Origin of the sequence: Photobacterium ganghwense (genome assembly GCF_017329545.1) — a bacterium.
Taxonomy (GTDB): domain Bacteria; phylum Pseudomonadota; class Gammaproteobacteria; order Enterobacterales; family Vibrionaceae; genus Photobacterium; species Photobacterium ganghwense.
Genome location: NZ_CP071325.1, coordinates 413,505 through 439,683 on the forward strand (window position 1 = coordinate 413,505; position 26,179 = coordinate 439,683).

22 protein-coding genes and 9 tRNA genes are annotated in these 26,179 nt (G+C 54.8%); 9 read left to right on the forward strand and 22 right to left on the reverse strand.

Annotated features, from left to right (window positions below):
* Positions 1-19: 19 nt before the first annotated feature.
* The 4 genes from FH974_RS01995 (at position 20) to FH974_RS02010 (ending at position 5,321) form a co-directional block, all read left to right on the forward strand.
* Positions 20-1,249, forward strand: a complete 1,230-nt coding sequence (locus tag FH974_RS01995; protein ID WP_207103460.1) for an ammonium transporter — start codon at positions 20-22, stop codon at positions 1,247-1,249.
* 162 nt (positions 1,250-1,411) lie between these two features.
* Positions 1,412-2,425: a Fe(3+) ABC transporter substrate-binding protein gene (locus FH974_RS02000; protein WP_047886928.1), complete on the forward strand. Its 1,014-nt coding sequence runs from the start codon at positions 1,412-1,414 to the stop codon at positions 2,423-2,425.
* A gap of 224 nt (positions 2,426-2,649) precedes the next feature.
* On the forward strand, positions 2,650-4,278 hold the full coding sequence (locus FH974_RS02005) for an ABC transporter permease (protein ID WP_047886927.1): 1,629 nt from the start codon (positions 2,650-2,652) through the stop codon (positions 4,276-4,278).
* On the forward strand, positions 4,278-5,321 hold the full coding sequence (locus tag FH974_RS02010; protein WP_047886926.1) for an ABC transporter ATP-binding protein: 1,044 nt from the start codon (positions 4,278-4,280) through the stop codon (positions 5,319-5,321). Before FH974_RS02005 ends, FH974_RS02010 begins: the two co-directional genes overlap by 1 nt.
* Positions 5,322-5,446: 125 nt before the next feature.
* Here FH974_RS02010 and FH974_RS02015 read toward each other — a convergent pair whose 3' ends face one another.
* Positions 5,447-6,037 carry a TetR/AcrR family transcriptional regulator gene (locus FH974_RS02015; RefSeq protein ID WP_047886925.1) on the reverse strand — a complete coding sequence of 197 codons (591 nt, stop codon included), beginning with the start codon at positions 6,035-6,037 and terminating at the stop codon, positions 5,447-5,449.
* A 227-nt stretch (positions 6,038-6,264) separates the two neighbouring features.
* On the opposite strand from FH974_RS02015, the gene hpt reads away from it, so the two are divergent.
* Positions 6,265-6,801, forward strand: a complete 537-nt coding sequence (hpt, locus tag FH974_RS02020; RefSeq protein WP_047886924.1) for a hypoxanthine phosphoribosyltransferase — start codon at positions 6,265-6,267, stop codon at positions 6,799-6,801.
* Positions 6,802-6,852: 51 nt separating this feature from the next.
* On the opposite strand, the gene can is transcribed toward hpt, so the two are convergent.
* Positions 6,853-7,512 carry a carbonate dehydratase gene (gene can / locus FH974_RS02025; protein WP_047886923.1) on the reverse strand — a complete coding sequence of 220 codons (660 nt, stop codon included), beginning with the start codon at positions 7,510-7,512 and terminating at the stop codon, positions 6,853-6,855.
* A 209-nt stretch (positions 7,513-7,721) separates the two neighbouring features.
* Here can and FH974_RS02030 point away from each other — a divergent pair, with 209 nt between their 5' ends.
* Positions 7,722-8,657 (forward strand): ABC transporter ATP-binding protein, encoded by a 936-nt coding sequence (locus FH974_RS02030; protein WP_047886922.1) that lies wholly within the window; start codon positions 7,722-7,724, stop codon positions 8,655-8,657.
* Positions 8,654-9,424, forward strand: a complete 771-nt coding sequence (locus FH974_RS02035) for an ABC transporter permease (protein ID WP_047886921.1) — start codon at positions 8,654-8,656, stop codon at positions 9,422-9,424. The genes FH974_RS02030 and FH974_RS02035 overlap by 4 nt, the downstream gene beginning before the upstream one ends.
* Positions 9,425-9,561: 137 nt before the next feature.
* Here FH974_RS02035 and panC read toward each other — a convergent pair whose 3' ends face one another.
* From panC to thpR, 8 genes are all read right to left on the reverse strand, one after another.
* The gene (gene panC, locus FH974_RS02040; RefSeq protein WP_047886920.1) at positions 9,562-10,437 is read right to left on the reverse strand and encodes a pantoate--beta-alanine ligase; all 876 of its coding nucleotides are present in this window, start codon (positions 10,435-10,437) and stop codon (positions 9,562-9,564) included.
* A gap of 9 nt (positions 10,438-10,446) precedes the next feature.
* Complete coding sequence (gene panB, locus FH974_RS02045) at positions 10,447-11,241, reverse strand: 3-methyl-2-oxobutanoate hydroxymethyltransferase (RefSeq protein WP_047886919.1); 795 nt, start codon at positions 11,239-11,241, stop codon at positions 10,447-10,449.
* A gap of 31 nt (positions 11,242-11,272) precedes the next feature.
* Positions 11,273-11,758 (reverse strand): 2-amino-4-hydroxy-6-hydroxymethyldihydropteridine diphosphokinase, encoded by a 486-nt coding sequence (folK, locus tag FH974_RS02050; protein ID WP_047886918.1) that lies wholly within the window; start codon positions 11,756-11,758, stop codon positions 11,273-11,275.
* A complete protein-coding gene (gene pcnB / locus FH974_RS02055) occupies positions 11,755-13,170 on the reverse strand; it encodes a polynucleotide adenylyltransferase PcnB (protein ID WP_084712673.1) in 1,416 nt (471 codons plus the stop codon). Before pcnB ends, folK begins: the two co-directional genes overlap by 4 nt.
* Before the next feature lie 248 nt (positions 13,171-13,418).
* Entirely contained in the window at positions 13,419-14,318 is a 900-nt protein-coding gene (gene gluQRS / locus FH974_RS02060) for a tRNA glutamyl-Q(34) synthetase GluQRS (protein ID WP_207103461.1), read from the reverse strand.
* Between the two features lie 68 nt (positions 14,319-14,386).
* The gene (dksA, locus tag FH974_RS02065; RefSeq protein ID WP_047886915.1) at positions 14,387-14,836 is read right to left on the reverse strand and encodes an RNA polymerase-binding protein DksA; all 450 of its coding nucleotides are present in this window, start codon (positions 14,834-14,836) and stop codon (positions 14,387-14,389) included.
* A 138-nt stretch (positions 14,837-14,974) separates the two neighbouring features.
* Positions 14,975-15,679 carry a DNA/RNA nuclease SfsA gene (gene sfsA, locus FH974_RS02070; RefSeq protein ID WP_047886914.1) on the reverse strand — a complete coding sequence of 235 codons (705 nt, stop codon included), beginning with the start codon at positions 15,677-15,679 and terminating at the stop codon, positions 14,975-14,977.
* Positions 15,680-15,785: 106 nt separating this feature from the next.
* On the reverse strand, positions 15,786-16,376 hold the full coding sequence (gene thpR, locus FH974_RS02075) for an RNA 2',3'-cyclic phosphodiesterase (RefSeq protein WP_053061923.1): 591 nt from the start codon (positions 16,374-16,376) through the stop codon (positions 15,786-15,788).
* 12 nt (positions 16,377-16,388) lie between these two features.
* On the opposite strand from thpR, the gene hrpB reads away from it, so the two are divergent.
* Positions 16,389-18,872 (forward strand): ATP-dependent helicase HrpB, encoded by a 2,484-nt coding sequence (gene hrpB, locus FH974_RS02080; protein WP_207103462.1) that lies wholly within the window; start codon positions 16,389-16,391, stop codon positions 18,870-18,872.
* An 11-nt stretch (positions 18,873-18,883) separates the two neighbouring features.
* Positions 18,884-21,334, forward strand: coding sequence for a penicillin-binding protein 1B (mrcB, locus tag FH974_RS02085; RefSeq protein WP_242551844.1), 2,451 nt, complete (start codon positions 18,884-18,886; stop codon positions 21,332-21,334).
* Positions 21,335-21,480: 146 nt separating this feature from the next.
* Here mrcB and FH974_RS02090 read toward each other — a convergent pair whose 3' ends face one another.
* From FH974_RS02090 to FH974_RS02145, 12 genes are all read right to left on the reverse strand, one after another.
* Positions 21,481-22,737 (reverse strand): cyclic di-GMP phosphodiesterase, encoded by a 1,257-nt coding sequence (locus tag FH974_RS02090; protein WP_207103463.1) that lies wholly within the window; start codon positions 22,735-22,737, stop codon positions 21,481-21,483.
* 236 nt (positions 22,738-22,973) lie between these two features.
* Positions 22,974-23,049: transfer RNA gene (locus tag FH974_RS02095), tRNA-Thr, on the reverse strand.
* Positions 23,050-23,097: 48 nt separating this feature from the next.
* Positions 23,098-23,173, reverse strand: a tRNA-Asn gene (locus FH974_RS02100).
* Between the two features lie 43 nt (positions 23,174-23,216).
* A tRNA-Phe gene (locus FH974_RS02105) sits at positions 23,217-23,292 on the reverse strand.
* 32 nt (positions 23,293-23,324) lie between these two features.
* Positions 23,325-23,400 (reverse strand) — tRNA-Thr (locus tag FH974_RS02110).
* 43 nt (positions 23,401-23,443) lie between these two features.
* Positions 23,444-23,519 (reverse strand) — tRNA-Asn (locus FH974_RS02115).
* 43 nt (positions 23,520-23,562) lie between these two features.
* Positions 23,563-23,638 (reverse strand) — tRNA-Phe (locus FH974_RS02120).
* Positions 23,639-23,670: 32 nt separating this feature from the next.
* Positions 23,671-23,746: transfer RNA gene (locus FH974_RS02125), tRNA-Thr, on the reverse strand.
* A 43-nt stretch (positions 23,747-23,789) separates the two neighbouring features.
* Positions 23,790-23,865: transfer RNA gene (locus FH974_RS02130), tRNA-Asn, on the reverse strand.
* Positions 23,866-23,914: 49 nt separating this feature from the next.
* A tRNA-Phe gene (locus tag FH974_RS02135) sits at positions 23,915-23,990 on the reverse strand.
* 147 nt (positions 23,991-24,137) lie between these two features.
* Positions 24,138-24,764, reverse strand: a complete 627-nt coding sequence (locus FH974_RS02140) for a glutathione S-transferase family protein (protein ID WP_047887870.1) — start codon at positions 24,762-24,764, stop codon at positions 24,138-24,140.
* 80 nt (positions 24,765-24,844) lie between these two features.
* On the reverse strand, positions 24,845-26,173 hold the full coding sequence (locus tag FH974_RS02145; protein WP_047887871.1) for a lytic polysaccharide monooxygenase: 1,329 nt from the start codon (positions 26,171-26,173) through the stop codon (positions 24,845-24,847).
* Positions 26,174-26,179: the final 6 nt, after the last annotated feature.

A 26,179-nucleotide genomic window follows, 5' to 3' on the forward strand; every position in this document is an offset into this window, starting at 1 on the left:
GAAGTAGGGGACAAAGATTATGGAATTATCAACTACCGTTACCGAGCTGCGTTATGCGCTCGACACCTTTTTCTTCTTAATGTCAGGTGCCCTCGTGATGTGGATGGCCGCCGGGTTTGCCATGCTGGAAGCAGGGCTGGTGCGGTCGAAAAACACCACCGAAATCCTGACCAAGAACTTCTGTCTGTACGCGATTGCCTGCACCACGTACTTGATTGTCGGTTACAACATGATGTATGTCGACAACGGGGAAGGTGGCTGGCTGCCTACGTTCGGCACATTGATCGGCACTCAGGCGGACGGAGCTGATCACTCGCTGGAATCGGATTTCTTCTTCCAGGTAGTGTTTGTCGCGACGGCGATGTCGGTGGTATCCGGTGCCGTTGCTGAACGCATGAAGCTGTGGTCGTTCCTCATTTTCTCAGTCATTCTGACGGCCTTTATCTATCCAATGGAAGGGTACTGGACCTGGGGCGGTGGCTTCCTGTCTGAAGCCGGTTTCAGCGACTTTGCCGGCTCTGGCATCGTCCACATGGCGGGTGCGGCTGCAGCGCTGGCCGGGGTACTGCTGCTGGGCGCTCGTAAGGGGAAATACGGTAAGAACGGCGAGATCTACCCGATCCCGGGTTCGAATATGCCGCTGGCGACAGTGGGGACCTTCATCCTGTGGTTCGGCTGGTTTGGTTTTAACGGCGGTTCACAGCTGATGTTGTCTGACTTTGAAAACGCCACCGCTGTCGGGAAAATTTTCCTCAACACCAATGCCGCGGCGGCCGCGGGTGCGATTGCGGCACTGGCGGTGTGTAAAACCACGTGGGGCAAAGCGGATTTAACCATGATTCTCAATGGGGCGCTGGCTGGCTTGGTTGCCATCACGGCAGACCCGCTGTCACCGTCACCAATGGCGGCAGTGATTATCGGGGTAGTGGCTGGTTCACTGGTGGTATTTAGCATCATTGGTCTGGATAAAGTGAAAATCGATGACCCGGTAGGGGCGATTTCGGTCCACGGTGTGTGTGGCTTCTTTGGCCTGATGGCGGTGCCATTTAGTAATGCCGATGCCAGCTTTGGCTCACAGTTGCTGGGCGCGGCGGTGATTTTCGGCTGGGTATTTGCGACCAGTCTGGGTGTCTGGGCGGCACTGAAATATACCGTGGGCATTCGCGTGACCGAAGAAGAAGAGCTGGCAGGGATGGATGTACACGATTGTGGTATCGATGCCTACCCAGAGTTTGTCAGTGTGAAATAGTTAACATATATATAGATCACAACTTTACAAAAAACGCTGCCAATAAGGCAGCGTTTTTTTTATCTCAACGGCAATGACGCATTGTATTGATGAACTGCTACAGTATAATTGAGCGAAACTGATAACTGTTATCATTCTATTTTGCGTTTAAGGGAAGTAAAAATGAAAAAGCTGTTGGCATCGGCAATTCTATTGGGTCTGGCTGCTCCTCAGGCGGCAATGGCGGCGGAAGAAGTGAACGTTTATTCTTACCGTCAACCTTTCCTGGTTGAACCTATGTTCAAAGAGTTCACTGCAGAGACCGGTATCAAAGTAAACGTGAAGTTTGCAAAAGAAGGTCTGGCAGAGAAACTGCAGCAGGAAGGCGAATACAGCCCGGCCGATGTCCTTCTGACAACAGATATCAGCCGTCTGGTTGAACTGGCAGACAAGAAGCTGGTTCAGTCCGTTGACAGCAAAGTGATTGAGCAAAATGTTCCGGCTCAGTTCCGTGATAACGAAGACGAGTGGTTTGCGCTGACTATGCGTGCACGTAACGTGTATTCGTCTCGTGACCGTGTGGGCAAACTGCCAGCGGAATTTGATTACAAAGATTTGGCCAAGCCGGAGTGGAAAGGCAAGATCTGTACGCGTTCAGGTAAGCACCCTTACAACATCTCGCTGGTTTCTTCGATGATTGCTCACTACGGTGAAGCAGAAACAAAAACCTGGTTGGAAGGCGTGAAAGCGAACCTGGCGCGTAAGCCACAAGGCAACGACCGTGCGCAAGTTAAAGCGGTGAAAGAAGGTCTGTGTGACCTGGCAATCGGTAACAGCTACTACCTGGGTAACATGCTGAACGATGAGAGCCAGAAAGCATGGGCAGAGTCGGTATACATCAACTTCCCAGGCCAGCAAGCAAACGGCACACACGTAAACGTGAGTGGCATGGCAATGGCTAAATACGCGCCAAACAAAGCTAACGCGCAGAAGCTGATGGAATTCCTGACAGGCGACAAAGCCCAGCACATGTATGCAGAAGTGAACTACGAATACCCGGTTAAAGAAGGCGTAGCGCGCTCTGAGCTGGTAGCTTCATGGGGTGACTTCAAGTCCGATACGCTGTCACTGGAAAAAGTGGCTGAATACCACACTGCCGCCATCAAGCTGATGGACGAAGTGAAATTCGACCTGTAATACACCAAAAAATGGGGCCACAGGCCCCATTTTTGTTTAAGGATCGGGGAGCAGACAATCTGGCTTGATGTTGGAAAACGAATGAAAAATCCTTAGATCCTTGTACTTTTTCCAATGACTTGTGGTAGCTTCACTTCCCTACTCAGAGAAAGGATTTATCAGGCTCTGACAGTGGTATGGCGTCGTACCAGGGTTAAGTTGCAAAAGGTACTAAGTTGTAAGCAATGAAAGAAAGATATCTTTGTTGGCAAACCAGTGGCTGGGTGTTTTCCCTGCTGCTGGTTTTGCCTATTCTGGCCATTTTTTACACCGCAGCCGGTGAGAGCGATGAAGTCTTCTCTCACCTGATGGACACGGTGATGGCCACCTATACCACTAATACCTTCCTGCTGGTGGTCAGTACCAGCTTGCTGGCCTTGCTGTTTGGCTTGCCTGCGGCCTGGATCATGGCGATGTGCCGGATTCCGGGGGAGCGGGTGCTGCAGTGGGCGATGGTACTGCCTCTCGCCATGCCGGGCTACATTGTCGGGTACATCTACACGGACTGGCTGGACTATGCCGGGCCGGTGCAGATTATGCTGCGTGACTGGTTTGGCTGGCAGAATTACCAGGACTACTGGTTTCCGGATATCCGCTCTCTGGGCGGTGCCAGTCTGGTACTGGCTCTGGTGTTGTATCCCTACATTTATCTTCTGGCACGGGCAGCGTTTATGGAGCAGAGCACCAGCCTGCTGCAATCAGCTCGTCTGCTGCGCTGCTCACCGTGGGAAAGTTTCCGCCGTATTTCTTTGCCATTGGCTCGCCCGTCCATTGCGGTCGGCCTGTCGCTGGTGGCCATGGAAACCCTGGGGGACTTTGGTACGGTCAGCTATTTTGCCGTGAACACGTTGACCACCGCGGTTTACGATACCTGGCTGGGTTACTCCAACCTCAATGCTGCCGCGAAAATTTCCGCCATTATGCTGCTGGCGATCTTCCTGCTGATCAGTGCCGAACGGTTCAGTCGGCGTAAGCAGAAGTTGTTCCAGCAGGAGTTTGAACACGGTGATGACATTCGTTACCCGCTCAGCGGCGTGAAAAAGTGGGTCGCGGTGATTTGGTGCTGGGGACTGGTCGCTTTTGCCTTTGTCCTGCCGCTGCTGCAACTGAGCTATTACGCCTGGCATTACTTTGCTGCAAGCTGGACGCCGGAATTTCAGCAATACGGTCTGAACAGCCTGAAAGTGTCGTTGATGGCAGCGGCTGTTGCCGTCGTATTGGCCTTGATCTTTAACTTTTACCGCCGTCTTGACGGGCGCCGTACCACGGTTGTGCCGTCGCGGATTTCCTCGCTGGGGTATGCGGTGCCGGGCACAGTGCTGGCAATTGGGGTGATGATTCCGCTGACGGGGGCTGACCACTTGCTTAATGATACGACAATCGCGCTCGGTTTAGGGCGTCCTGGGCTGGTGTTCTCCGGCACCATGTTTGCCATTATTTTTGCCTTTGTGGTGCGTTTTGCTGCGGTGGCTGTCGGCAGTATTGAAAGCAGCCTAGCCAAGATTCCGCCGTCACTGGATATGGCTTCCAAGACTATGGGGTATGCCTCGATACAGATGCTGCGTCGGGTTCACCTGCCGCTGATCCGCCGCGGTTGCCTGATTGCCGGTCTGTTGGTGTTCATTGAGTCGATGAAAGAGCTCAATGCCGCGCTGCTGTTGCGCCCGTTTAATTTTGAGACGCTGGCAACCTACGTATTCAATTTCGCGTCTGATGAGCAGCTGGAGATGGCCGCTCTGCCGGCGATACTACTGGTCATTGTTGGCCTGATCCCACTGGTGATGGTTAACCGTTCTTTGGAGCAGAAACACTGATGAGTCATGCATTATCCGTAACCAACCTGACCTGTAAGTACAATGGTCAGGCCGTGCTGGAGAATTTGTCGCTGCCGGTTCAGGACAACGAAATTGTGTGTCTGCTGGGGGCCAGTGGCTGTGGCAAGACGACCCTGCTCAAAGCTATTGCCGGTCTGCTGCCGCTCGACAGCGGTGAGATTCACATTAACGGTCGGGTGATCGCTGATGGCAAAACCTGGCTGCCGCCGGAGAAGCGCAACATCGGCATGATCTTCCAGGATTACGCCCTGTTTCCGCATCTGACGGTGGCGGAGAACATCGCCTTCGGCCTGAGAAACTGGGACAAAGCCCGGGTTCAGAGCAAGGTGCAGGACATGCTGGAACTGGTGCACCTGAGCGGACTGGATGATCGCTATCCGCATCAGCTGTCAGGTGGTCAGCAACAACGGGTGGCGATTGCCCGGGCCCTGGCGTGCGAACCGGATCTGATCCTGCTGGATGAACCGTTTTCAAATATTGATACCCAGGTGCGCTACAGCCTGATCCGTGAAATTCGCCGGATTTTTAAAGCGCAGGGTGTGACAGCTATTTTCGTGACCCACAGCCGCGAGGAAGCGTTTGTGTTTGCCGATCGGATGGCGGTGATGAACCACGGCGTGATCGAGCAGTTTGGTTCTGCCACAGAGCTGTATTACCGACCGAGCAGCCGGTTTGTGGCGGAGTTTCTCGGAACCGGTACCTATCTGCCGGTGACCATGGGGAATGACAAAACGCTTGCCACCCCGTTTGGCCCGATTAATGTCGGCAGCCCGATCATGATGGAAGCGGGCAGCAGCAACGTGGAATGGTTGCTGCGCCCTCAGAATCTGAAGGTGATACCGGCAGCAGAAGGTGCCGGGGTGATCATTGATCAGCTGTTTATGGGAGACAGCTGCCGGTATACCGTCGATTATCAGGGACACCACCTGATGGTCTACTCTCACCTGATTCTGCAGATGGGTGAGCGGGTAGAAGTCAGTGTTGAGCCTCATGAGCCGGTGGTGTTTGCCTCTGCCTGCTAGCGCAGGGTTTTTGATATTGAACCTGGTGCAGCGGCTTAGTACTGGATTATGCCGAGCAGCAGGACAGAGATAGCCTTTGGCGCTAAATAATCAGGCCGGCATATTGCCGGCCTGATTGGTTTGGATTATTTTTCCAGGAGTGCCTGGATATGCAGGGTGGCTTTTTCCTGCATTGCATCGCGATCCGGATTAATATTGGTCTGCAGGTACAGCACGTAGCACAGGCCCTGAAACTGCCAGGCTCGCTCCTGACCAGACAGGACACCGTCAATCTTCGCGGCTTCAAACTGTTCAGAGATGAAGGCAAAATTCTGTTGGTTGTTACTGACAAACTGTGGCCAGATCTCGTCGCGAACTGAAGTGCTCCACTCGAACCAGACTTTGACCCAGTCCTGCTGCTCGATCACTTCGTCGATCAGTCGATGGGAGATCTGAGTCAGTTGCGCCTGGAACGGCTGGTCGTTGTCAAACGACTCGGCCAGCATGGACTTGAAGCATTGTTCCACTTGTCCCAGTACTTCTTCAACCAGTGCTTCGCGGGTAGGAAAGTAATTGAATACCGTCGCGACCGAGACATTCGCCATTTCCGCAATATCAGCGTGCCCGGCACGACCGATGCCGCGACGGGCAAAAACGTCCATAGCAAAGTTGAGTAGTTGTTCCTTCCTTTTTTCCGGTGACAGGCGTGTTCTGGTTTTTTTTAGGATGGTATCCATATCACTGATTCCCTAGCTCCAAAGTATTTGTTTTGGTTATCATTTGTTCTTGCGGGATAACTTTACAGGAGCAATCGGTTGTATTCAAACCAGTTTTTAATCAATGTGTATCATATCATTGACAGGGCGGATAAAATAACCATTACAATTGAAGGAATGCTAGAATAGGCGTCCGTTTTACCGCAAGCCGACAGCCGACGAAGACGGTCGGACTGATGGAGAATAAAATGAAACACACTATTGAAGTAATGATTTCTGAGCAGGACGTTCAGGCACGTGTTAAAGAGCTAGGAAAGCAGATCACAGAACACTATAAAGATTCAGAAAACCTGGTAATGGTTGGCCTGTTGCGCGGCTCCTTTGTGTTCATGGCTGACCTGGCCCGTGCCATTGAACTGCCGCATGAAGTCGACTTCATGACCGCATCAAGCTATGGCAACACCATGGAAAGCAGCCGTGATGTACGTATCCTGAAAGATCTGGATGACGACATCAAAGGTAAGGATGTCCTGCTGATCGAAGATATTATCGATACAGGTAATACGCTGAACAAAGTGTGTGAAATCCTGGCGCTGCGTGAGCCAAACTCTATCCGTATCTGTACCCTGCTGGACAAGCCTGAACGTCGCGAAGTGAAGGTAGATGTCGCTTGGATCGGTTTTGAAATTCCTGACGAGTTCGTGGTAGGTGTGGGTATCGACTACGCCCAGAAATACCGCCACCTGCCGTTTATCGGCAAAGTGGTGCCGCAGGACGGCGAATAACCAATAGGAAAAAGCGACTGATTTCAGTCGCTTTTTCTTTATGGCATCAATTTACTTGTGGGTGTTGCCCGGCAGGATTTCTGCCATGGCTGCCTGATACGCCACTTCCAGGCTCTCGCGGCTGGTCGCTGTCACGCCCAGGTTCCGCAGCTTGCCGTCACCGATACCATAAATCCAGCCGTGCAGTTTCACCTGCTGACCGCGCTCCCAGGCACTCTGCATAATGGTCGAGTTACCCAGGTTATAGACCTGACTGGCGACGTTAATTTCGCACAGCTTGTTGTCCCACTCTTCGCGAGGCAGCTGGCCCAGGTCTGAGCGATACTTCATGAACAGGTCGCGAATGTGCAGCAGCCAGTTGTTGATCAGGCCCAGCTGAGGATTATCAATCGCGGCACTGACCCCACCACAGCCGTAGTGGCCGCAGACAATCACGTGGCGAACTTTCAGCACGTCTACGGCGTACTGTACAACTGACAGACAGTTGAGATCGGTGTGGATGACCTGGTTTGCCACGTTACGGTGGACAAACAGTTCACCTGAGTTGAGGCCGGTCAGGCGTTCTGCAGGAACTCGGCTGTCTGCACAGCCAATCCATAGGTATTCCGGGTGCTGGGCTTTGGCGAGATGAGAAAAAAACTCCGGGTTTTCATCCTTGATATTCTCTGACCAAGCCAGGTTATTTGCAAATAGCTGTTTGATATCTGCCATTGTTGTGCCTTTCTCTGATACATTCGTATACCCGCAACGGCGGTGCCATTGCGTCTGGTGTCATATGGTATGGGTTACCATTCACATACCTGTCAGCACTGTAGCAATACTGGCAGATATACGAACCCGGCATCACTATACACAAGTTAACAACTTATCAAATCGGAGTAGTTATCCGACGAAAGTTTCTAACATAAAGATCGCATTTTATGAACGCATTGGAAATAAAAAATTTAAGCAAAACCTACAAGGGTGGTGTTAACGCCCTGAAAGATATGAGCTTATGTGTCGAAGAAGGTGATTTTTTCGCACTGCTGGGGCCAAATGGTGCTGGTAAATCAACCACAATCGGGATTATCAGCTCTTTAGTCAATAAGAGCGCCGGGGAGGTTAAAGTCTTCGGCTATGACTTAGATACCCAGCTGGTGGACGCCAAGCGTCAGCTCGGTCTGGTGCCGCAGGAATTCAACTTTAACCAGTTTGAGACCGTGGAGCAGATCGTGGTCAATCAGGCCGGGTACTACGGTGTACCGCGCCTACTGGCCAAGGAGCGGGCCCGTAAATACCTCAGTCAGCTCGACCTGTGGGAAAAACGCAACGAGCGTGCCCGTAACCTGTCAGGCGGGATGAAACGCCGTCTGATGATTGCCAGGGCGCTGATGCATGAGCCAAGACTGCTGATTCTCGATGAGCCGACGGCCGGTGTTGATATCGAGCTGCGCCGCTCAATGTGGGCGTTCCTGCGCGAGATTAACCGTCAGGGCGTCACGATTATCCTGACCACGCACTACTTGGAAGAAGCGGAGATGCTGTGCCGCAATATCGGTATCATCAACCACGGTGAATTGATTGAGCACACCTCGATGAAAGCTTTGCTGAGCAAGCTGGAAATGGAAACCTTCATTCTGGATATCAAGCTCAACGGCAATCATCCCGAGCTGGAAGGGGTGAACTGGCGGCTGCCGGACAACCATACCCTGGAGGTGGAGATCAACCGGGGATCGAGCCTGAATCAGGTGTTTGTCCAGCTGACCCGTCAGGGGATCGATGTGATATCAATGCGTAACAAGGCCAACCGCCTGGAAGAGCTGTTTGTGACGCTGGTATCGAACAGTAAGCGAGCCAAACAAGGAGAGCAGGCATGAACCCGATTTACTGGATTGCTTTTAAAAGCCTGATCACCAAAGAAGTGAGCCGCTTTGCCCGGATCTGGATCCAGACCATGGTGCCGCCGGCGATCACCATGACCCTGTATTTCATTATTTTCGGTAACCTGATCGGGAGCCGGATCGGGGAGATGGGCGGTTTCAGCTACATGGAATATATCGTACCGGGACTGATCATGATGTCGGTGATCACCAACTCGTATTCGAACGTCGCTTCGTCGTTTTTCAGTGCCAAGTTCCAGCACAACATTGAAGAGCTGCTGGTGGCGCCGGTGCCGAACTATGTGATCATTGCCGGTTACGTGGGCGGCGGGGTACTGCGTGGACTGGGCGTCGGATTCATTGTTTCCGTGGTGTCACTGCTGTTTGTCGACTTGCAGATTGCGCATCTGGGCATTGTGGTGGCGACGGTAGTGATGACCTCGGTGGTTTTCTCGCTCGGCGGCCTGATCAATGCGGTGTTTGCCAAGACATTTGATGACATCAGCATCATTCCGACTTTTGTGCTGACGCCGCTGACCTACCTAGGCGGGGTGTTTTATTCGCTGAGTCTGTTACCGGAATTCTGGCAGGGTGTGTCGAAGCTAAATCCGATTGTCTACATGGTCAATGCGTTCCGCTATGGCTTCTTAGGTGTGTCGGATGTGGGCATCGGGACGTCGTTTGCGGTGCTGGGACTGTTCACGGCGATCCTGTACGGGATCTGCTATTACCTGATCTCCCGTGGGATCGGTCTGCGCTCATAATCGACCCGTCACGTTGTAGTCCTTCTTGCGGCAAATAGTGACGACAAATCAGGTATAAAAAATCCCGGCACAGGCCGGGATTTTTTGTTTTGCGTATCACTCGTTGCGTATACCTGCGGTGGAGATCGGTGCAGGATTTATTCTTCGGTCGCTGCTGTTGGCGGGTTCAGATCCACAACCTGATTATCGATCAGGCGGGCTTTACCAAGGAACGCCGACATCAGGATCACCGCTTGCTGTGATTCGTCGCTGACCGGTAGCAGAGAGGCGGCGTCGCGAATGTAGATTTCATCCGGCTGCAGACCGGCGGCGCGCAACTGATCATTAGCATCCATCACCAGCTCGGCATAGTCGTTACGACCACCGCGCATCTGGCTGCTGATCCAGCGCATGGTGCGGGCCAGGACCGGGGCACGCTGACGTTCGTCAACGGTCAGGTAACCGTTGCGGGATGACATGGCCAGGCCGTCCATTTCGCGTACGGTCGGTACGCCAATGATCTCGATGTCCATCGCCATATCGGCCACCATCTGGCGAATTAGCGCCAGCTGTTGATAATCTTTTTCGCCGAAACAGGCGACATCCGGCTGAACAATGTTGAACAGCTTGGTCACCACGGTGGACACCCCACGGAAGTGGCTCGGGCGCAGGGCACCCTCCAGCATGGACGACAGGCCCGGTACGTCCACGAGCGTGTGACGATCCAGCCCTTGCGGGTACATGATGTCCGGGGTCGGAGTAAAGACCAGATCAACGCCTTCGCTGTTCAGCTTGGCCAGATCGTCATCCATGGTGCGCGGATAATTGTTCAGGTCATCGGCTTTATCAAACTGCATCGGATTGACAAAAATGCTGACCACAACCACATCGGCGACTTCGCGGGCTTTGCGAACCAGAGTCAGGTGGCCATCATGCAGGTTGCCCATGGTTGGCACGAAAGCAATCCGGCGGCCTTCACGGCGCCAGACGCGAATCTGCTCGCGGATTGGGGCAATCTCAGCGAATGTTTGCATCTTTATTCCTTATTCAAAGGTATGTTCTGGGCCAGGGAAGGTTCCGGCCTCAACATCTTCTAGATATTTAGTGACGGCTGCGCGCATGTCGCCGGTTTCTGCCAGATAGTTCTTGGAGAAACGTGGCATATAGTTTGCGGAAATCCCAAACATGTCGTGCATGACCAGAATCTGGCCATCGGTAACATTACCGGCACCAATGCCGATAACCGGGACTTCAACGGCTTTGGTGATACGTTCTGCCAGACTGGCAGGTACGCACTCCAGCAAAATGATCTGCGCACCGGCATTTTTCAGCAGAATAGCATCTTTCACCATCTGCTCAGCGTGGTCGGAATCACGTCCCTGCACTTTGTAACCGCCAAAAATATTGACGGATTGCGGCGTCAGGCCAAGGTGCGCACAAACCGGTACGGCGCGTTCAGTCAGTTTGCTGACCGTTTCTGCCAGCCAGGCTCCGCCTTCCAGTTTCACCATGTTTGCCCCGGCACGCATCAGGGTAGCCGCGTTTTCACATGCTTGCTCTGGCGTGCTGTAGCTCATGAACGGCATGTCAGCCATCAGCAGCGAATTCGGGCTGCCGGCACGGACGCAGCGGGTGTGGTACGCCACATCGTCAACGCTGACCGGCAGGGTGTCAGGTTTACCCTGTAGCACCATCCCCAGCGAGTCACCGACCAGCATGACCGGCACGCCCTGTCCTTCGAACAGTTGGGCGAAGCTGGCGTCATAGGCGGTGACGGAGGCAAATTTACGACCTTCTTTCTTCCATTTCATCAGGTCGTTAATCGTGATCTTTTTCATTTTCTCTCCCTCTGGTGCCTGAACGTCGGGATCAGTCAGACCAAACGGTCAAACCGTTGCGATCGACCTGAGCCAGCAAGGATTGCAGGCGGGTGTGATCGGGCAAAATCAGTTCAGGCGCAATTTCTGCAAGTGGGTATAAGACAAACTCACGCACCTTCATGCCATAGTGAGGCACGGTCAGGCGTTCACACTGATGGATCAGATCGCCATACAGTATGATGTCGAGATCCAGCGTGCGGGGTCCCCAGCGCTCGGCTTTACGGACCCGGCCATGTTCCTGCTCGATGGCCTGCGTACAGTCCAGCAGTGCCAGCGGCGCCAGTTCGGTGTCTACAGCGACCACGGCATTGATGTAATCCGGTTGATCCTGCGGGCCCATCGGGGTGCTGCTGTACAGGGACGAAACCGCCACCACCGTCAGATCCGGATGCTGTTGCAGGGCATCAATCGCACGGCGAGCCTGGCTGATGGGATCAGCCAGGTTGCTGCCAATGGCAATGTAGGCGCGGATCATGACGATTTGGCCTGTGGTTTCTTACGGCGCACCGGACGACGACGGCGACGGCGGGTCGTTGCACTTCCGCCATCGTTGATGATCTGCACCATCTTGTTGCGTTGGTTGCGATCGCCCTGTTGGAACTCGTCCCACCATTGGGCCAGTTCGGTCACTTCCGGTCCTTCGAAATGCCCTCGCATTTCCAGGAAGTCGAAAGCCGCGCGGAATTTCGGATGTTCCATCATCTTGAACGCACGTTTGCCAGTGCGGCGGCTTAAGCGCATCTGTTGCTGCCAGATATCCCGGATCGTGGTGGTGAAACGACGCGGAATCGCGATGTTTTTCACCTGCTCGTCAAGAATATCGTTGGCCGCCACCATGAAGGCGTCGTAGTAGCCCAGGCCGCTAGCAAATGCAATTTCCTCGGCACGGGTCATGGCCGGGTACCATAGCATAGCTGCGTACATGAAGGCTGGGTTGACCCGCTTGCCTTCCTCGATTCGGGCGTCGGTTGCTGCCAGAATATGCTCAAGCATTTTCTCGGTCAGGCTGCTCTCGTCTTCGGTAAAGTGCTCCGCCAGCAACGGAAAGAGTTGCTGGAACAGGTTGTACTGACGCAGCAGCTTATAAGTTGCCAGACCATTGCCGGACTGAAGCAGCTTGAGGCTTTCTTCAAACAGGCGGGCCGCCGGAATATCCTGGAGCAGGCTTGCCAGCAGCTTGATCGGCTTGGCGGTTTCCGGCTCGATGGTCATATCCAGCTTGGCAGCGAAACGTACGGCACGCAGCATCCGTACCGGGTCTTCGCGGTAACGGGTTTCTGGGTCACCAATCAGACGGATCACGCGATTGTCGAGATCTTCAACACCGTGGGCATAGTCTGCTACGGTGAAGTCCTGAATATTGTAATACAGGGCGTTGATGGTGAAGTCACGACGCTCGGCGTCTTCCTCGATGGTGCCGTAGACGTTATCACGCAGCAGCATGCCTTCCTGGCTTTGCGCCGAGATCTGCTTCTTGTCGTTCAGCGGCTGGGTGTCAGCGTGGTGGCCCCGGAATGTGGCGACTTCAATGACATCGCGGCCAAACAGGATGTGGGCCAGACGAAAACGACGGCCAATCAGGCGGCAGTTACGAAACAGCTGCTTGATTTCTTCCGGAGTGGCATTGGTGGCAATGTCAAAATCTTTGGGTTGTTTTCCTAACAGGAGATCGCGAACCCCGCCTCCCACCAGATACGCGTCGTAACCGGCTTTGTTTAGGCGGTAAAGGACTTTCAGCGCATTTTCGCTGATATCTTTACGTGAAATACCGTGCTCTTGGCGCTGATAAACTTGCAAAGCGAGTTCCTCGGTGTCGAGCGTACTACTATCGCGATTCAATACCTTACGGCAAAAGCTGGCGACTCGATTAAAGATAATACACCTCATTTATGTGGTTCGGATTCGATAAACGGCCGCTTATGATATATCACGGCAAGGAATTTTAGAATCCTATGGCCTGTTTCGTCTGTTTTACCCGCAGACAGGGCTGATGTCGGTTAACATTCAGGCTGGTTGAATCCTGGTTTGTGCTCAGTTCTGCAGCGCCGCTCCGGATTTCTCGGCCCGGATGAAAGAAGCAGACCTAGTGGCCGGAGAGATGGCCCGCCGGGCGGTGGTAACTTCCGGAGCGAGCACTACGGGATGCCCGCTTCGTGACGCAGAGTGATCGCCGTGGTGCGGGGGAGCTGTTCGACCTGCCAGTGTTGTGTTCCCCAGCGCAGAATCTCGTCCAGCGAGCAGGCGGCCAGATCGGCCGGCGGCTGCAGGCCGAGAAAACGCATCGCGGCGAGCAGGGCCGGTTTAGGGGCGGCCTTGTCGATCGCTGGCGCGTGATTCTGTTTTGACAGCTTGTTGCCGTTATCAGTTACCGCCAGCGGCAGGTGCAGGTAGCGGACTTCCGGTTGCCCCAGCAGGCGGTACAGACCAATTTGGCGGCTGGTCGGCTCTATCAGATCTGCGCCACGGACAATTTCCGTTACGCCCTGCTCAATATCATCCAGTACCACAGCCAGGTTATAGGCGTACAACCCGTCGCGGCGGCGGATAATAAAATCTTCCTCTGCCAGTGCCTGAGGGATGGACATGGTGCCATGGAGCTGGTCGGTAAAGGAGGTGACCGGTTGATCAACCCGGATCCTCACTGCGCTATCCTGAGCCGGCAGCCGTTTATCACGGCAGGTGCCGGGGTAAAAACCACCGGCTTCTTTAATTTGCTTACGGCTACACTGGCAGTAATAGGCCTGCCCGTCGGCCAGCCAGGTATCAATCCAGTGCTGATAGGCCGCATAGCGGGTACTCTGGTACATCACCTCACCGTCCCAGTGCAGGCCGTAGGCATCGAGCGTACGTAGAATATCGTCTGCGGCACCGGGCATTTCGCGCGGCGGATCGACATCTTCCATCCTGACCAGCCAGGTGCCCTGGTGAGAGCGGGCCTGCAGGTAGCTGCCGAGCGCGGCAATCAGTGAACCGAAATGCAGCGGACCGGATGGTGAGGGCGCAAAGCGGCCAATGTAATGTTCGAGTGTACTCATAAGCAAATCAGTGAAATGAAAGAGGGAGCGTCTGCTCCCTCTTCGGTAGAATGGTGTGGTTCAGGGGATTAGCCTGCCATCTGTTTTTCTTTGATTTCTGCCAGTGTCTTGCAGTCGATGCAAAGTTCTGCTGTTGGGCGAGCTTCCAGGCGACGGATGCCGATCTCAACACCACAAGAATCACAAAAACCAAAGTCATCGTCTTCGATGCGTTGCAGCGTTTTTTCGATCTTTTTGATCAGCTTACGCTCGCGGTCGCGGTTACGAAGCTCCAGGCTAAACTCTTCTTCCTGGGCTGCACGGTCAACAGGATCTGGGAAGTTTGCTGCTTCATCCTGCATGTGGTTTACGGTGCGGCCAACTTCTTCGCGTAGCTGGTTGCGCCAAGCTTCAAGAATTTTACGGAAGTGAGCCAGTTGCGCTTCACCCATATATTCTTCGCCAGCTTTTTCCTGGTAAGGCTCAACCCCAGCAATAGCCAGGATGCCCAGCGATTTTTTAACTTTGCTCTCTGGCATATAGCATCTCCTAATATACCTACATTAACCGTCACTGGTTAATTTGGGGCGGTATCTATAGCAGAAAGGGTGTGGAGTGGCAATTGCTGCATATATTCAATTTTATACCAATGTGAAGAAAGCATCACTTTGGGAAAACTAGCGATTGAATTTTATGCAGTGGCCCAGATAGAGCTCTTCCTGGGTCAATACCGCTTTGTAACACAGGATCTCTACGCCTGCCCTTTCTGCTTCCCGGATTAATGAAAAATAGTCCGGGTCTATATGGTGCGCCGCCGAAACATTTTCAATCCCTGAATGCAAAATTGCGAAAAAAAGTATGGCACGCTTTCCGCTTTCTGCTATTTCCTTGAGCTCTCTCAGGTGTTTTTGTCCCCGAGTTGTGACGGCATCCGGAAAATAGCCTCGACCATCCTGCAGCAGGGTCACGCTTTTTACTTCAATGTAGCAGTCGGGCTTACTTTCGTCCTGAAGAAGCACGTCTATCCTGCTGTTTTCGCTACCATACTTGACTTCGGTGCGAAGTGAGGAATAACCGGTCAATTCTGTGACGATCCCCTTGTTTATCGCCTCAACCACTAATCGGTTAGCCTGCGCGGTATTGACGCAGATGGTGTGGCCGGCTGCGGTTTCACTGAGTTCCCAGCTGCAAGGGTACTTGCGCTTGGGATTATCCGAGGTGGAGTACCAGACGCGGTTGCCCGGCTCGGCGCAGCCGGTCATGGCCCCGGTGTTGGCGCAATGAATGGTGGTGACTGACCCGTCAGGCAATTCAATATCGGCCAGAAAGCGCTTATAGCGCTTAATCAGCGTGGCGGGTTGCAGCGCCGGGGAAAACTTCATGCGGTGTCCTTTGTCGTGTTGTGTTGGGTGGTTCGGGGCCCTGGCTCTACTCTGGGGCTCAGATCTGGGATTCAGTTCAGGCACTCAACTCAGAGACTCTGTAAAGCTATGGGGACAGCGGCCATTGCCGAAGGCAGCGGTACACAACCCCCTGGCGGCCAGGCTGGCTGACAGACTGGGAAATATACAGGCCAAAGTGAGCAAAGTGAAAGTGCAGCGGCGAGATTGCCGGAAAAGGCGCTGGTCTGACCGGAACCGATTTGGCCAGTGTCAGGTGGGGGCGGTAGGGCCGTTCTTCCTGTGGAATCCCGCATCCGAGAGCCATATCGCGCAGCAGGGTGGCCAGCAGCGGCAAGTCCGGAGGGGGCGTTTCCGGCGCCAGCCAGATCACCTTGCTGCGCTTCCAGTAACCGAGTTGATCAAACCCGATGGAAAAAGGCGCGACGGTCGGCAGGTGAGCGGCAGCGTCCAGCAGCTGATCCCGTTGGTTAGCGGTGACGTTGCCCAAAAAAGCCAGAGTCACGTGGAGATTCTCGGGTGGCACGGTGCGGCCATAGTGCCGACACTGGCTCACCAATTGGCAGAGGCGGTGGAAATCGGCGGTGTCGTGACGCAGGCCAAGGGCAAAAAACAGGCGCTGTTTTTTCTCTTTCATAGCAGTCATGTACAATAGCTCAGCGTAAATTGAATATGACACAAGGTGTTTCCATTGTCACAGCTGCCTATCGATGAAGTGCTGACTCCGCTGCTGGATAAGCTGGGTTCCAGCTCTCAACTGATCCTCAAAGCCCCGCCGGGGGCGGGTAAATCAACCCGCCTGCCGCTGGTGCTGCTGCAACAAAAGGTGGTGCCAGGGCGGATTGTGATGCTTGAACCTCGCCGCCTGGCGGCCCGCAACATTGCGACGTACCTGGCCAGACAGCTGGGGGAAAAGGTCGGCGAGACCATCGGGCTGCGGGTACGCGGAGAAACGCTGATCAGTCGGCAGACCCGGCTGGAAATTGTGACAGAAGGGGTGATGACCCGGATGCTGCAGCAGGATCCGGAACTGGACGGCATCGATCTGCTGATTTTCGATGAATTCCATGAGCGCAGCATTCATGCTGATACCGCGCTGGCACTGGCGCTGGAAGTGCAGGAAGCGTTGCGTGACGATCTTAAACTGCTGGTGATGTCGGCGACCCTTGATGAAGCGGCACTGTGCAGCCTGCTGCCTGCTGCCGGTTACCTTGAATCGGCTGGCCGCTGTTTTCCGGTGGCCTATCGCTATCAGCGCCTGACAGACAACAGCCACTGGCTGGATGAGGCAGCCAAAGCCATTCTGCGTTTACTGGCCCAAGAGCCGGGTTCGATGCTGGTTTTCCTGCCCGGCGCCGGGGAAATCCGTCGTCTGACCGAACAATTAGCGCATTCGCTAGCGACTCAGGCCGGGAGTGTGGGGGAGGTGGAGCTGTGTCCTTTATACGGTCAGCTGTCACCGGCACAGCAGCAGCAGGCCATCAGCCCGGCCCCGCCGGGCAAGCGTAAAGTGGTGCTGGCCACCAATATCGCGGAGACCAGCTTGACCATCGAAGGGATCCGGCTGGTGGTGGATGCCGGGCTGGAGCGGATTGCTCGCTGGGATCCGAAAACCGGCATCAGTCGGTTGGAGTCGGTTCGTATTGCCCGTTCATCGGCCGAGCAGCGGGCGGGGCGGGCCGGTCGTCTGGAGCCGGGGATCTGCCTGCGTCTTTACAGCGAAGAGCTGTTGGCACGGCAGCCTGCGACACCTCAGCCGGAAATTTTGCGGGCTGACCTGACTGCGCTGGCCATGGAGCTGGCACAGTGGGGATGCCAGTCTGCGACCGAGCTGCGTTGGCTCGATGTACCGCCGGATACCGCGTTGCAGCAAAGCCGCCGCCTGCTGACCCTGCTGGGAGCGCTGGATGAGCGAGGACAGCTGACGGACATCGGCCGGGCTATTCAGGCGCTGGGCGCGGATCCGCGCCATGCGGCGATACTGGTGATGGCGCGGGATCAGGGGCGCGAGGCGATGGCGACAGCGGCGATGCTGGTCGCGTTGCTGGAAGACCCGCCGCGGGGGATGGATAATCCGGATCTGCATTTTCAGCTCAACCTGATGGAAAACGGCAAGTTACCACGCAGCCAGGCTTACCTGCAGCGTGCCCGGCAGCATCTCGCTAAACTGGGGGCGCAGAATGTGCCGTTACAGGTGGCCGGAACATGGCTGGCACCGCTGATGGCGGCCGGTTTTCCGGATCGCATTGCGCTTTCCAGAGGACGAGACAGCCGCTACCAGCTGGCAAACGGGCAAGGGGCGATGCTCCTGCCGGATGAACCGTTGGCGGACAATGAGCTGCTGGTGGTTGCCGATATCGTGAAGACCCGTCAGGGAGACAGCCGGATATTCTCGGCGGTGGCGGCGGAGCTGCATGCCCTGCGGGATGTCTTACCGCACCTGTTCGCTGAGCGGGAATGGCTGGACTGGGATGATCGGAAAGGTCGGCTGACGGCGGAGAAGCAACTGTGTTGCGGCAAGCTGGTCTTGTCTCGTCAGCTGATGGGCGAGCCTGATCCGGCCAAAGCCAGCGAAGCGCTGCTCAATGCCGTGGTCCGAAAAGGACTGGCGGTGCTGCCGTGGTCTGATAAAGCAGTCAACCTGCTTGAGCGGGCGCGTTGTGCCGCGGAATGGCTGCCGGAGCTGGCGCTGCCGGCCATGGATGATGACAGCCTGCTGGCTGATGCCGCGGACTGGCTGCTGCCGTATATGAACGGTATGACAAGCCTGAAAGCGCTGGAAAAGCTGGATGTGCTGGCGGCCTTGGAGGCCCGGCTGGGCTGGGACAAGGCGCAGGCGCTGGATGCGGCATTGCCGACCCATTACCAGGTACCGACCGGCTCGCGCTACGCCATTCGTTACCAGCAGGGCCAACACCCTGTACTGGCAGTCAAACTGCAGGAAATGTTCGGGGAAAAAAGCTCTCCGCTGATCGCCAACGGGAAAGTGGCGCTGGTGCTGGAATTGCTTTCTCCGGCCCAACGTCCGTTACAGATTACCCGGGATCTGGCCGCATTCTGGCAGGGATCCTACCGGGAAGTACAGAAAGAGATGAAAGGGCGCTATCCGAAGCATCCGTGGCCGGATGATCCTGCGAATCACGCCCCGACTCGTAAAACTAAAAAATACATGTAGATAAGATAATAATGATGAAAATGTTGCCTGTCCGCCAAGCGGCACCAGCTTCCCAGAGACCCGAATCGGGCAAAGGGGACGGGAAAAGAGGGGACGGGAAAAAAGCCCCTGTTCGCCGCAAGTCGACCACGGCGAAAAAGCGCCCGACGAAGACTACGCGGAAGCGCAAAAGCACCAAGAAATCACCGGGATCGGGCTTGCCGTCCTGGCTGAAATGGCTGCTGGCGTTTGGGGTCAAAGTTGCGATTGCGGTCCTCGCCGTGCTGGTAGTGGTCGGGATTTATCTCGATACCATTGTCCGCGATAAGTTCGAGGGCCAGCTCTGGAACCTGCCTGCCGTAGTCTACGGGCGGGTGCTGGACCTGCAGCCGGGCCAGGCGATTTCGCTCAATGAAGTGCGGCGCGAGCTGGATTTGTTGCAGTACCATAAGGTGCGAACACCGCAGCGAATCGGCGAGTACTCATCGTCGTCTACCCGGATTGAACTGATCCGCCGCCCGTTTGAGTTTGATGACGGCCCAGAAGGGGCGCGTCACATCATGCTGACTTTTGACGGCAACGAGCTCAAGCAGATCGAAGAAGCCGAGACCAAGCGTGCGCTGGGCTTTCTGCGGATCGAGCCGAAAATGCTGGGAATGCTCGGGACCAATGAAGCAGAACAGCGGATGTTCATGCCGCGCGAGCAGTTCCCGGAAGTGCTGGTGGATGCCCTGCTGGTAACAGAAGATCGCGACTTTTATCACCACGACGGCGTTTCTCCGCTGGCGATCATCCGGGCCATGGCGGTGAACCTGCGTGCTGGCCGGACCGTGCAGGGTGGCAGTACCCTGACTCAGCAGCTGGCTAAGAATATCTTCCTGACCCGTGAGCGAACCCTGTGGCGTAAGCTCAGCGAGGCCTATATCGCGGTGATTATCGATTACCGCTACAGCAAAGATCGTATCCTCGAAGCGTACCTGAATGAAATCTACCTGGGCCAGAACGGCTCACAGGAAGTGCACGGATTTGCGCTTGGGGCACGCCTGTACTTTGGCCGTCCGCTGCAGGAGTTGCGTATCGATCAGCAGGCACTGCTGGTGGCGATGGCAAAAGGGCCATCTTATTACAACCCGTGGCGTAATCCGGAGCGGGCCCGCCAGCGCCGGGATCTGGTTCTGCGCCTGATGATGGACAATGGGATCCTCGACGGCGCTCAGTATGAACAGGCCGCTTCCCGTCCGCTTGATGTGCAGGACAGGCCGATGATTTCCAGTCGCCAGCCTGCATATTTCCAGCAGTTGCAGCGTGAACTGCAGGATAAGGTCGGTGATAAATTTACCCCGGGCGTGGGGCTGCGGGTATTCAGTACCCTGGATCCTCTGTCTCAGCAGGAAGCGGAACAGTCAGTGCTCAGCATGGTGCCGCAGCTGAGCAAGAAGGCCGGGCTCAGTGTTGAGACGGCTCTGGTGGCAGCTGATCGCCACAGCGGTGAAATCCGTGCCATGATTGGTGGCAGCCGACCGGGTTATGCCGGATTTAACCGGGCACTGGATGCCAGCCGTCAGATTGGCTCGCTGGTGAAACCGGCAGTTTACCTTGCGGCGTTACGCCATCCGGAAAAGTTCTCACTGGCGACCACGATTGATGACAAGCCGATTGCCCTCAAGGGCAGCAATGGTAACCAGTGGAAGCCGCGCAATTATGACCGCCGCTTCCGGGGGGAAGTGCCGCTTTATTACGCTCTGGCCAAGTCGCTCAATGTGCCGACGGTCAATCTCGGGATGAAGGTCGGACTGGATGAAGTGATCGATACCATGGTCGAGCTGGGCGTCAAGCGGGATGAAATTCCCCGTCTGCCGTCGATTCTGCTGGGCGCGTTCACTCTGTCGCCGCTGGAAGTGACCCAGATGTACCAGTCGGTTGCCAGTGGCGGTCGCCGTGCTGAGCTGACTGCGCTGCGCAGTGTGGTGGATCTCAATGGCAGCGTCCTGTACCGGGCGATTCCCAAAGCGCGTCAGGCGGTGCCGGAGCAGGCAGCGTGGCTGACGACGTATGGCATGAAGAATGTTGTGTCACAAGGTACCGCACGATTCCTTCAGCCGCAGTTTGGCTGGGCGGCCCTGGCCGGTAAGACCGGGACGACAGACAAGGCGCGTGACAGCTGGTATGTCGGGATCGACGGACGGGAAGTGGTGACGGTGTGGATGGGACGCGATGATAACAAACCGGTCAACCTGACTGGCTCGGCCGGTGCCCTGCGTCTGTACAGTGACTACCTGCAACGGCGTCAGCCTGAGCCGCTGCGTCTGGCCTGGCCGCAGAAGCTGACAACAGCCAAGTTTAATCAGCTGCCAAATGGCACACTGGTGCGCGACTGTGGCGGCAAGCACTCTTTGCCGATGTGGGACAAGGACGGTTCGGTGAAAGCATACTGTGACCGGAAGCAACCGGCTGGCTGGATTAAAGACATGTTCAGCTGGTAGCGCTTTGTCGAGTACCCGACTGCAAAAGCAGACTGCAGCAAAAGGATCCTGAAGTAAAAGGATCCTGCAGAAAAGGGATTCGCTTACTCGTTCCCACTTCGAAATCCCCCGGTTACCGGGGGATTTTTTTATCCATGCGGTAACGATCAGTCGTCCGGGTCGAAATAATAGGAAATTCGCACCCGCGGGTTGAGGTAGGTATAGATCTTTTCCGGCAGTTTGTTCGGGGCGATTGCCTGCTCAATCCGCAGATCACTGCCTTCCAGCTCAATAATCGGGGCTTCATTGGATGGAACGGTCGGATCGTACAGCAGCACATTGGGGTACAGCAGGCTGTCCGTGTTCACGGAAATCACCAGCCCCAGCTGCTGATTCGACAACTGTACCACGCTGCCGGGAGGATAAACGCCAAGTAGGCGGATCAGCAAAGCCAGATAGTCATTGTTGTACGCCTCTTTCTTGTGTTTAAACAAGTAGGAGAGGGCGCTGTACGGAATTCTGGCTCGGGCCGGGTCCTGCGGGTGGCAAAGATTGTCATACGCGTTCACCACGGCGACCAGCTGCGCCATCGGCGTAATCTGATCGCCTTGCAACTGCTTGGGATAACCACTGCCGTCCAGCAGTTCATGATGCTGAGCAAGAATCGATTTAGCGTCTTCCGGAAAGTCTGCAGTCAGGTTGGCCAGATCGGTGCTGTAGCGGGTGTGCATCCGCAGATAGTTTTCTTCCGGCTCGGTCAATGGCGTGGTTTTGCGCAGGATTGCCGTCGGAATTTTCAGTTTACCCATGTCGTGGAATAGCGCACCCATGGCAATGGTTTTGATATCTTCGTGCGCCATGCCACACGAACGTGCCAGCATCATCGACAGAACGGCCACGTTCAGTGAATGGCAGTAGATATCCTCGTTCTCCTTGCCTTCATTCATCAGGTGCAGTGCCACGTTGTCGGACTCCAGCAAGGCATCGACCATTTCCTCTACCAGCATTTCAGCTTCGCGAATTGCGGTGACCGGGCGGCTTTTGATTTTGCCGGTGATCGAGCGCAGCTGCGCCATGGAGCGATTGAAGTTTTTCTCGCAACGTTGCAGCTTGCGTTTGTAATTCTTCAGCCGGGCGATGCGTCCCTGTTTCTCTTGCCAGAGCTTTTCGGCCTGTTGTTCGAGAAACTTGCTTTCCTGTGAGCTGATGACTTCCTGTTCGGTTTCCGGTTCCAGAGGCGGATTGTCACTTTTTTCCGGGATCAGATAGACATAGCGGATACCCAGATTCCGGATCAGGTGAATCTGCTGTTGGTCTTTGATTTTGAAGTGATTCAGCAGAAAAGGATGGTCTGTCCATTGCAAGGGGAGCTTAACATATAGACCTTCGGTTAAGCGCTCTACTGAAAGTTTGATACTGGCCATATGTCAGCTCAACCTGTTGTTTTTATTCTTACTCATGAGGTCGTCCAAGACCTGAAACACAAATCCAGACACAGTGCATGGCGGTGGTCTGGGAAAAAGTACCGGCCGGTTAAGTAACTGACTGGTAATAGAGGCTTTTTATTGTAACCATAATTGAGTAAACACCCAATATGAAAGGCGGAGAGTAGTGAACAACAGGCGAAAAAAAACCTCATCATGTGATGAGGTTTCAAAGATGGTGCCGACTACCGGAATCGAACTGGTGACCTACTGATTACAAGTCAGTTGCTCTACCTACTGAGCTAAGTCGGCAATTTATTCTTATTATTCGAGATTAAGCGGTGAAGCTTAAACTGAAAGTGGCTCCCCCTGCTGGACTTGAACCAGCGACATACGGATTAACAGTCCGCCGTTCTACCGACTGAACTAAGGGGGAATTGTTTGCTATCGGACGCAATAATCACGCATCTGATGAAATATGGTGCCTCGAGGCGGAATCGAACCACCGACACGAGGATTTTCAATCCTCTGCTCTACCGACTGAGCTATCGAGGCAAAAGTAAAGCATTGCTTTACTTTGCAAATAATGGTGCCGACTACCGGAATCGAACTGGTGACCTACTGATTACAAGTCAGTTGCTCTACCTACTGAGCTAAGTCGGCACACGTTATTTCTTGTCCATCAGGATTAACCTGAGTGGAAATTTGGCTCCCCCTGCTGGACTTGAACCAGCGACATACGGATTAACAGTCCGCCGTTCTACCGACTGAACTAAGGGGGAATTGTTTGCTATCGGACGCGATAATCACGCATCTGATGAAATATGGTGCCTCGAGGCGGAATCGAACCACCGACACGAGGATTTTCAATCCTCTGCTCTACCGACTGAGCTATCGAGGCAAAAGTAAAGCGTTGCTTTACTTTGCAAATAATGGTGCCGACTACCGGAATCGAACTGGTGACCTACTGATTACAAGTCAGTTGCTCTACCTACTGAGCTAAGTCGGCACACGTTATTTTTTGTCCATCAGGGTAAACCTGATTGGAAATTTGGCTCCCCCTGCTGGACTTGAACCAGCGACATACGGATTAACAGTCCGCCGTTCTACCGACTGAACTAAGGGGGAATCAACTTTTTACGTTATGTTGCTACCAGAGCACCACAATCAAAATTCATGGTGCCTCGAGGCGGAATCGAACCACCGACACGAGGATTTTCAATCCTCTGCTCTACCGACTGAGCTATCGAGGCAACGGGGCGCATTAAATAGTTTTTGCCGCTGTGCGTCAATGGTTTTTTCTGAAATCCAAACCAAAATGGCTTTTTTTGTTCTGATTGCTGTGTTTTTAAACTTTTCGCCGTCAGGACGGTGCTCTGTGATACGCAATTCTTGCCGTTTCAGGTGTTACCAAGGGCGCGGGTTTCCCGCTCAAGCGCCCGGGAAAGAGCAGGACGTCGGCTGACATACTGGCGGTATTTTTCCAGCTTCAAAGGCAGTTTCTGATCAAATTTGACGGCCCAGTTGAGGGTGTGTGCCAACAGAATATCGGCGACGGTAGGGAAATGGCCAAACAAGTACCCCTGCTCCGGGATTCGTGCCTCGGCCGTTTGCAGGGCTTTCTTGAATTCCCAGCTGGCGACGGGGAGCATTTCCGGCAGGCGGATCGATTCCGGCAGGGCAAAACGGTGTTTTCCCATGGACCACAGTGGCTGCTCCAGTTCGGTAATGATAAAGCTGGTCCATTCATGGTGAGTGGCAGACTCAGCCGTGCCGGGCTCTGGCAGCCAGTGATGGCCATAACGCTCGGCCAGGTAAAAGCAAATGGCGGCCGATTCCGTGACCACGGTATCGCCGTCAATCAGACAGGGGACTTTCCCCTGCGGGTTGAGTGCCAGAAACTGGCTGGAGCGGTGCTCGCTTTTATTAAAGTCAACCAGATGGTACTGCCAGTCGACACCCAGTTCTTCCAGTAGCCAGGAAACACGTAGTGAGCGAGTACGGGGATAGCCATAGAGTGTAATCATTCGTCATCCTTGAAACGTGACCAGGGGATGTCATTAAAGTTAGCTCAAAAAACACCGCCCGGCAGTGCCGGGCGGGAGGCTTATTGTTGTTGCCATGGGCCGCCTGAGGTGGGCTGATCCCCCTGCGTCCACCATCTGGCTTTATAGGACTGGCCGGAAAAGGTCACGATGGTACCTGCCTGATAGGCTTGACCGGTCTGCCACGCCGGGATGCTGTCGTTGTGTTGGGCTTCCCACACGGCTGACTGACCGGGATGTTCGCCTTTGGTCCACCATTTGGCCACATATGTCACCCCCTCATACACCACGCTGTCACCGGTATTGTAGACACGGCTGGCTTCCCAGGTCGTTGTCTCACCCGGCAGTGTTGGCGGGATCGGCTCTTCAGCCTTCACCTCCAGCCGGAAGGTGTAACCGGACTGCTGGAGGTACACCTGATTGGCATACAGATCGGCAGGATCAAAGGCGATCGTGCGGTCTGTGCCCTCGCGTCCGATCCGGCCACTGTCACTGGCGTGGCGATTAACGATGTCTGCCAGAGCGGCTGCCCACACTGCTTCATCCTGATTAGCCACTGTAATTGCCATTTTTTCAAAGAGTTGCTCTTGGCCTTGGGCATTGAAGATGCGGAACCACACGGTATCACCGGCACTGGCATCGGTGGTGGCTTTCAACAGCGGACCGGCTGATGTCCAGATTGGTGCGGGCACTTCCGGCTGGGCAGGCCCTTCACCAAATGAGATATCACTGCAGTTATAGAAGCCTTCACCGGCTGGGTCATGGCGCTGCCAGCGGGAATAAAGCACGGCATCGCCCAGACGGTCTGTCGGCAGGGTAATGGTGATTTCATAGTATTTCAGGCCGTTGATCGTGGTCACCGGGACATCACCGGCCTGATCGACCAGCGTCAGATCGGCCCAGGTCAGTGGCTGGCTGGCAGCGTCAAAGCCTGGCTTGGTGAGGTAAAACTGCCAGAAACTGGGGTTGTGTGGGGTTTCTGCACGGTAGCGAAGGGTCAGCTGACCATGAGTGTCGAGGGTTATCGGGGTTTTTTGCCAGTCAGGGGAGGGAATGTCCATCCCGGCTTTTTTCTTGTCGGCGGCTGAACACAGGCTGCCGTCAGGAATGGCCAGTTCGACGGCGGCCTGATTCTGATAGTCAGAGACCAGACGGGCGAACTCCGGCTGCTGGACGAAGGGATACCAGCCCGACTGAATAAAAGCCGCGCGGCAGGCAGCATTTGGGATCTGGGAACCGTCACTGGCTCCCCAGTATCCGCCGTCCAAATGGCAGACGTGCTGACGGGCCGGGGGATATTCCATGTAACCGTGGCTAAAGGCTTGTGGGGCAATGCTGAGCGCGAGCAGGCCTGCGGTACTGGCCAGCCCGAGAGAATTGAGTTTGCGCATGACGAT

Bases quoted from the DNA above. Each gene is read 5' to 3' on its own strand.
- FH974_RS02090 (WP_207103463.1), bottom strand. From the start codon at position 22,737: ATGGCCAGTATCAAACTTTCAGTAGAGCGCTTAACCGAAGGTCTATAT.
- folK (WP_047886918.1), bottom strand. From the start codon at position 11,758: ATGATCCGCGCCTACATTGCCATTGGCAGCAACCTGGCTGATCCCATC.
- FH974_RS02000 (WP_047886928.1), top strand. From the start codon at position 1,412: ATGAAAAAGCTGTTGGCATCGGCAATTCTATTGGGTCTGGCTGCTCCT.
- sfsA (WP_047886914.1), bottom strand. From the start codon at position 15,679: ATGAAGTTTTCCCCGGCGCTGCAACCCGCCACGCTGATTAAGCGCTAT.
- FH974_RS02145 (WP_047887871.1), bottom strand. From the start codon at position 26,173: ATGCGCAAACTCAATTCTCTCGGGCTGGCCAGTACCGCAGGCCTGCTC.
- FH974_RS02005 (WP_047886927.1), top strand. From the start codon at position 2,650: ATGAAAGAAAGATATCTTTGTTGGCAAACCAGTGGCTGGGTGTTTTCC.
- FH974_RS02035 (WP_047886921.1), top strand. From the start codon at position 8,654: ATGAACCCGATTTACTGGATTGCTTTTAAAAGCCTGATCACCAAAGAA.
- mrcB (WP_242551844.1), top strand. From the start codon at position 18,884: ATGATGAAAATGTTGCCTGTCCGCCAAGCGGCACCAGCTTCCCAGAGA.
- FH974_RS02140 (WP_047887870.1), bottom strand. From the start codon at position 24,764: ATGATTACACTCTATGGCTATCCCCGTACTCGCTCACTACGTGTTTCC.
- panC (WP_047886920.1), bottom strand. From the start codon at position 10,437: ATGCAAACATTCGCTGAGATTGCCCCAATCCGCGAGCAGATTCGCGTC.
- dksA (WP_047886915.1), bottom strand. From the start codon at position 14,836: ATGCCAGAGAGCAAAGTTAAAAAATCGCTGGGCATCCTGGCTATTGCT.
- FH974_RS02010 (WP_047886926.1), top strand. From the start codon at position 4,278: ATGAGTCATGCATTATCCGTAACCAACCTGACCTGTAAGTACAATGGT.
- FH974_RS01995 (WP_207103460.1), top strand. From the start codon at position 20: ATGGAATTATCAACTACCGTTACCGAGCTGCGTTATGCGCTCGACACC.
- gluQRS (WP_207103461.1), bottom strand. From the start codon at position 14,318: ATGAGTACACTCGAACATTACATTGGCCGCTTTGCGCCCTCACCATCC.
- panB (WP_047886919.1), bottom strand. From the start codon at position 11,241: ATGAAAAAGATCACGATTAACGACCTGATGAAATGGAAGAAAGAAGGT.
- can (WP_047886923.1), bottom strand. From the start codon at position 7,512: ATGGCAGATATCAAACAGCTATTTGCAAATAACCTGGCTTGGTCAGAG.
- pcnB (WP_084712673.1), bottom strand. From the start codon at position 13,170: ATGAGGTGTATTATCTTTAATCGAGTCGCCAGCTTTTGCCGTAAGGTA.
- FH974_RS02015 (WP_047886925.1), bottom strand. From the start codon at position 6,037: ATGGATACCATCCTAAAAAAAACCAGAACACGCCTGTCACCGGAAAAA.
- hpt (WP_047886924.1), top strand. From the start codon at position 6,265: ATGAAACACACTATTGAAGTAATGATTTCTGAGCAGGACGTTCAGGCA.
- FH974_RS02030 (WP_047886922.1), top strand. From the start codon at position 7,722: ATGAACGCATTGGAAATAAAAAATTTAAGCAAAACCTACAAGGGTGGT.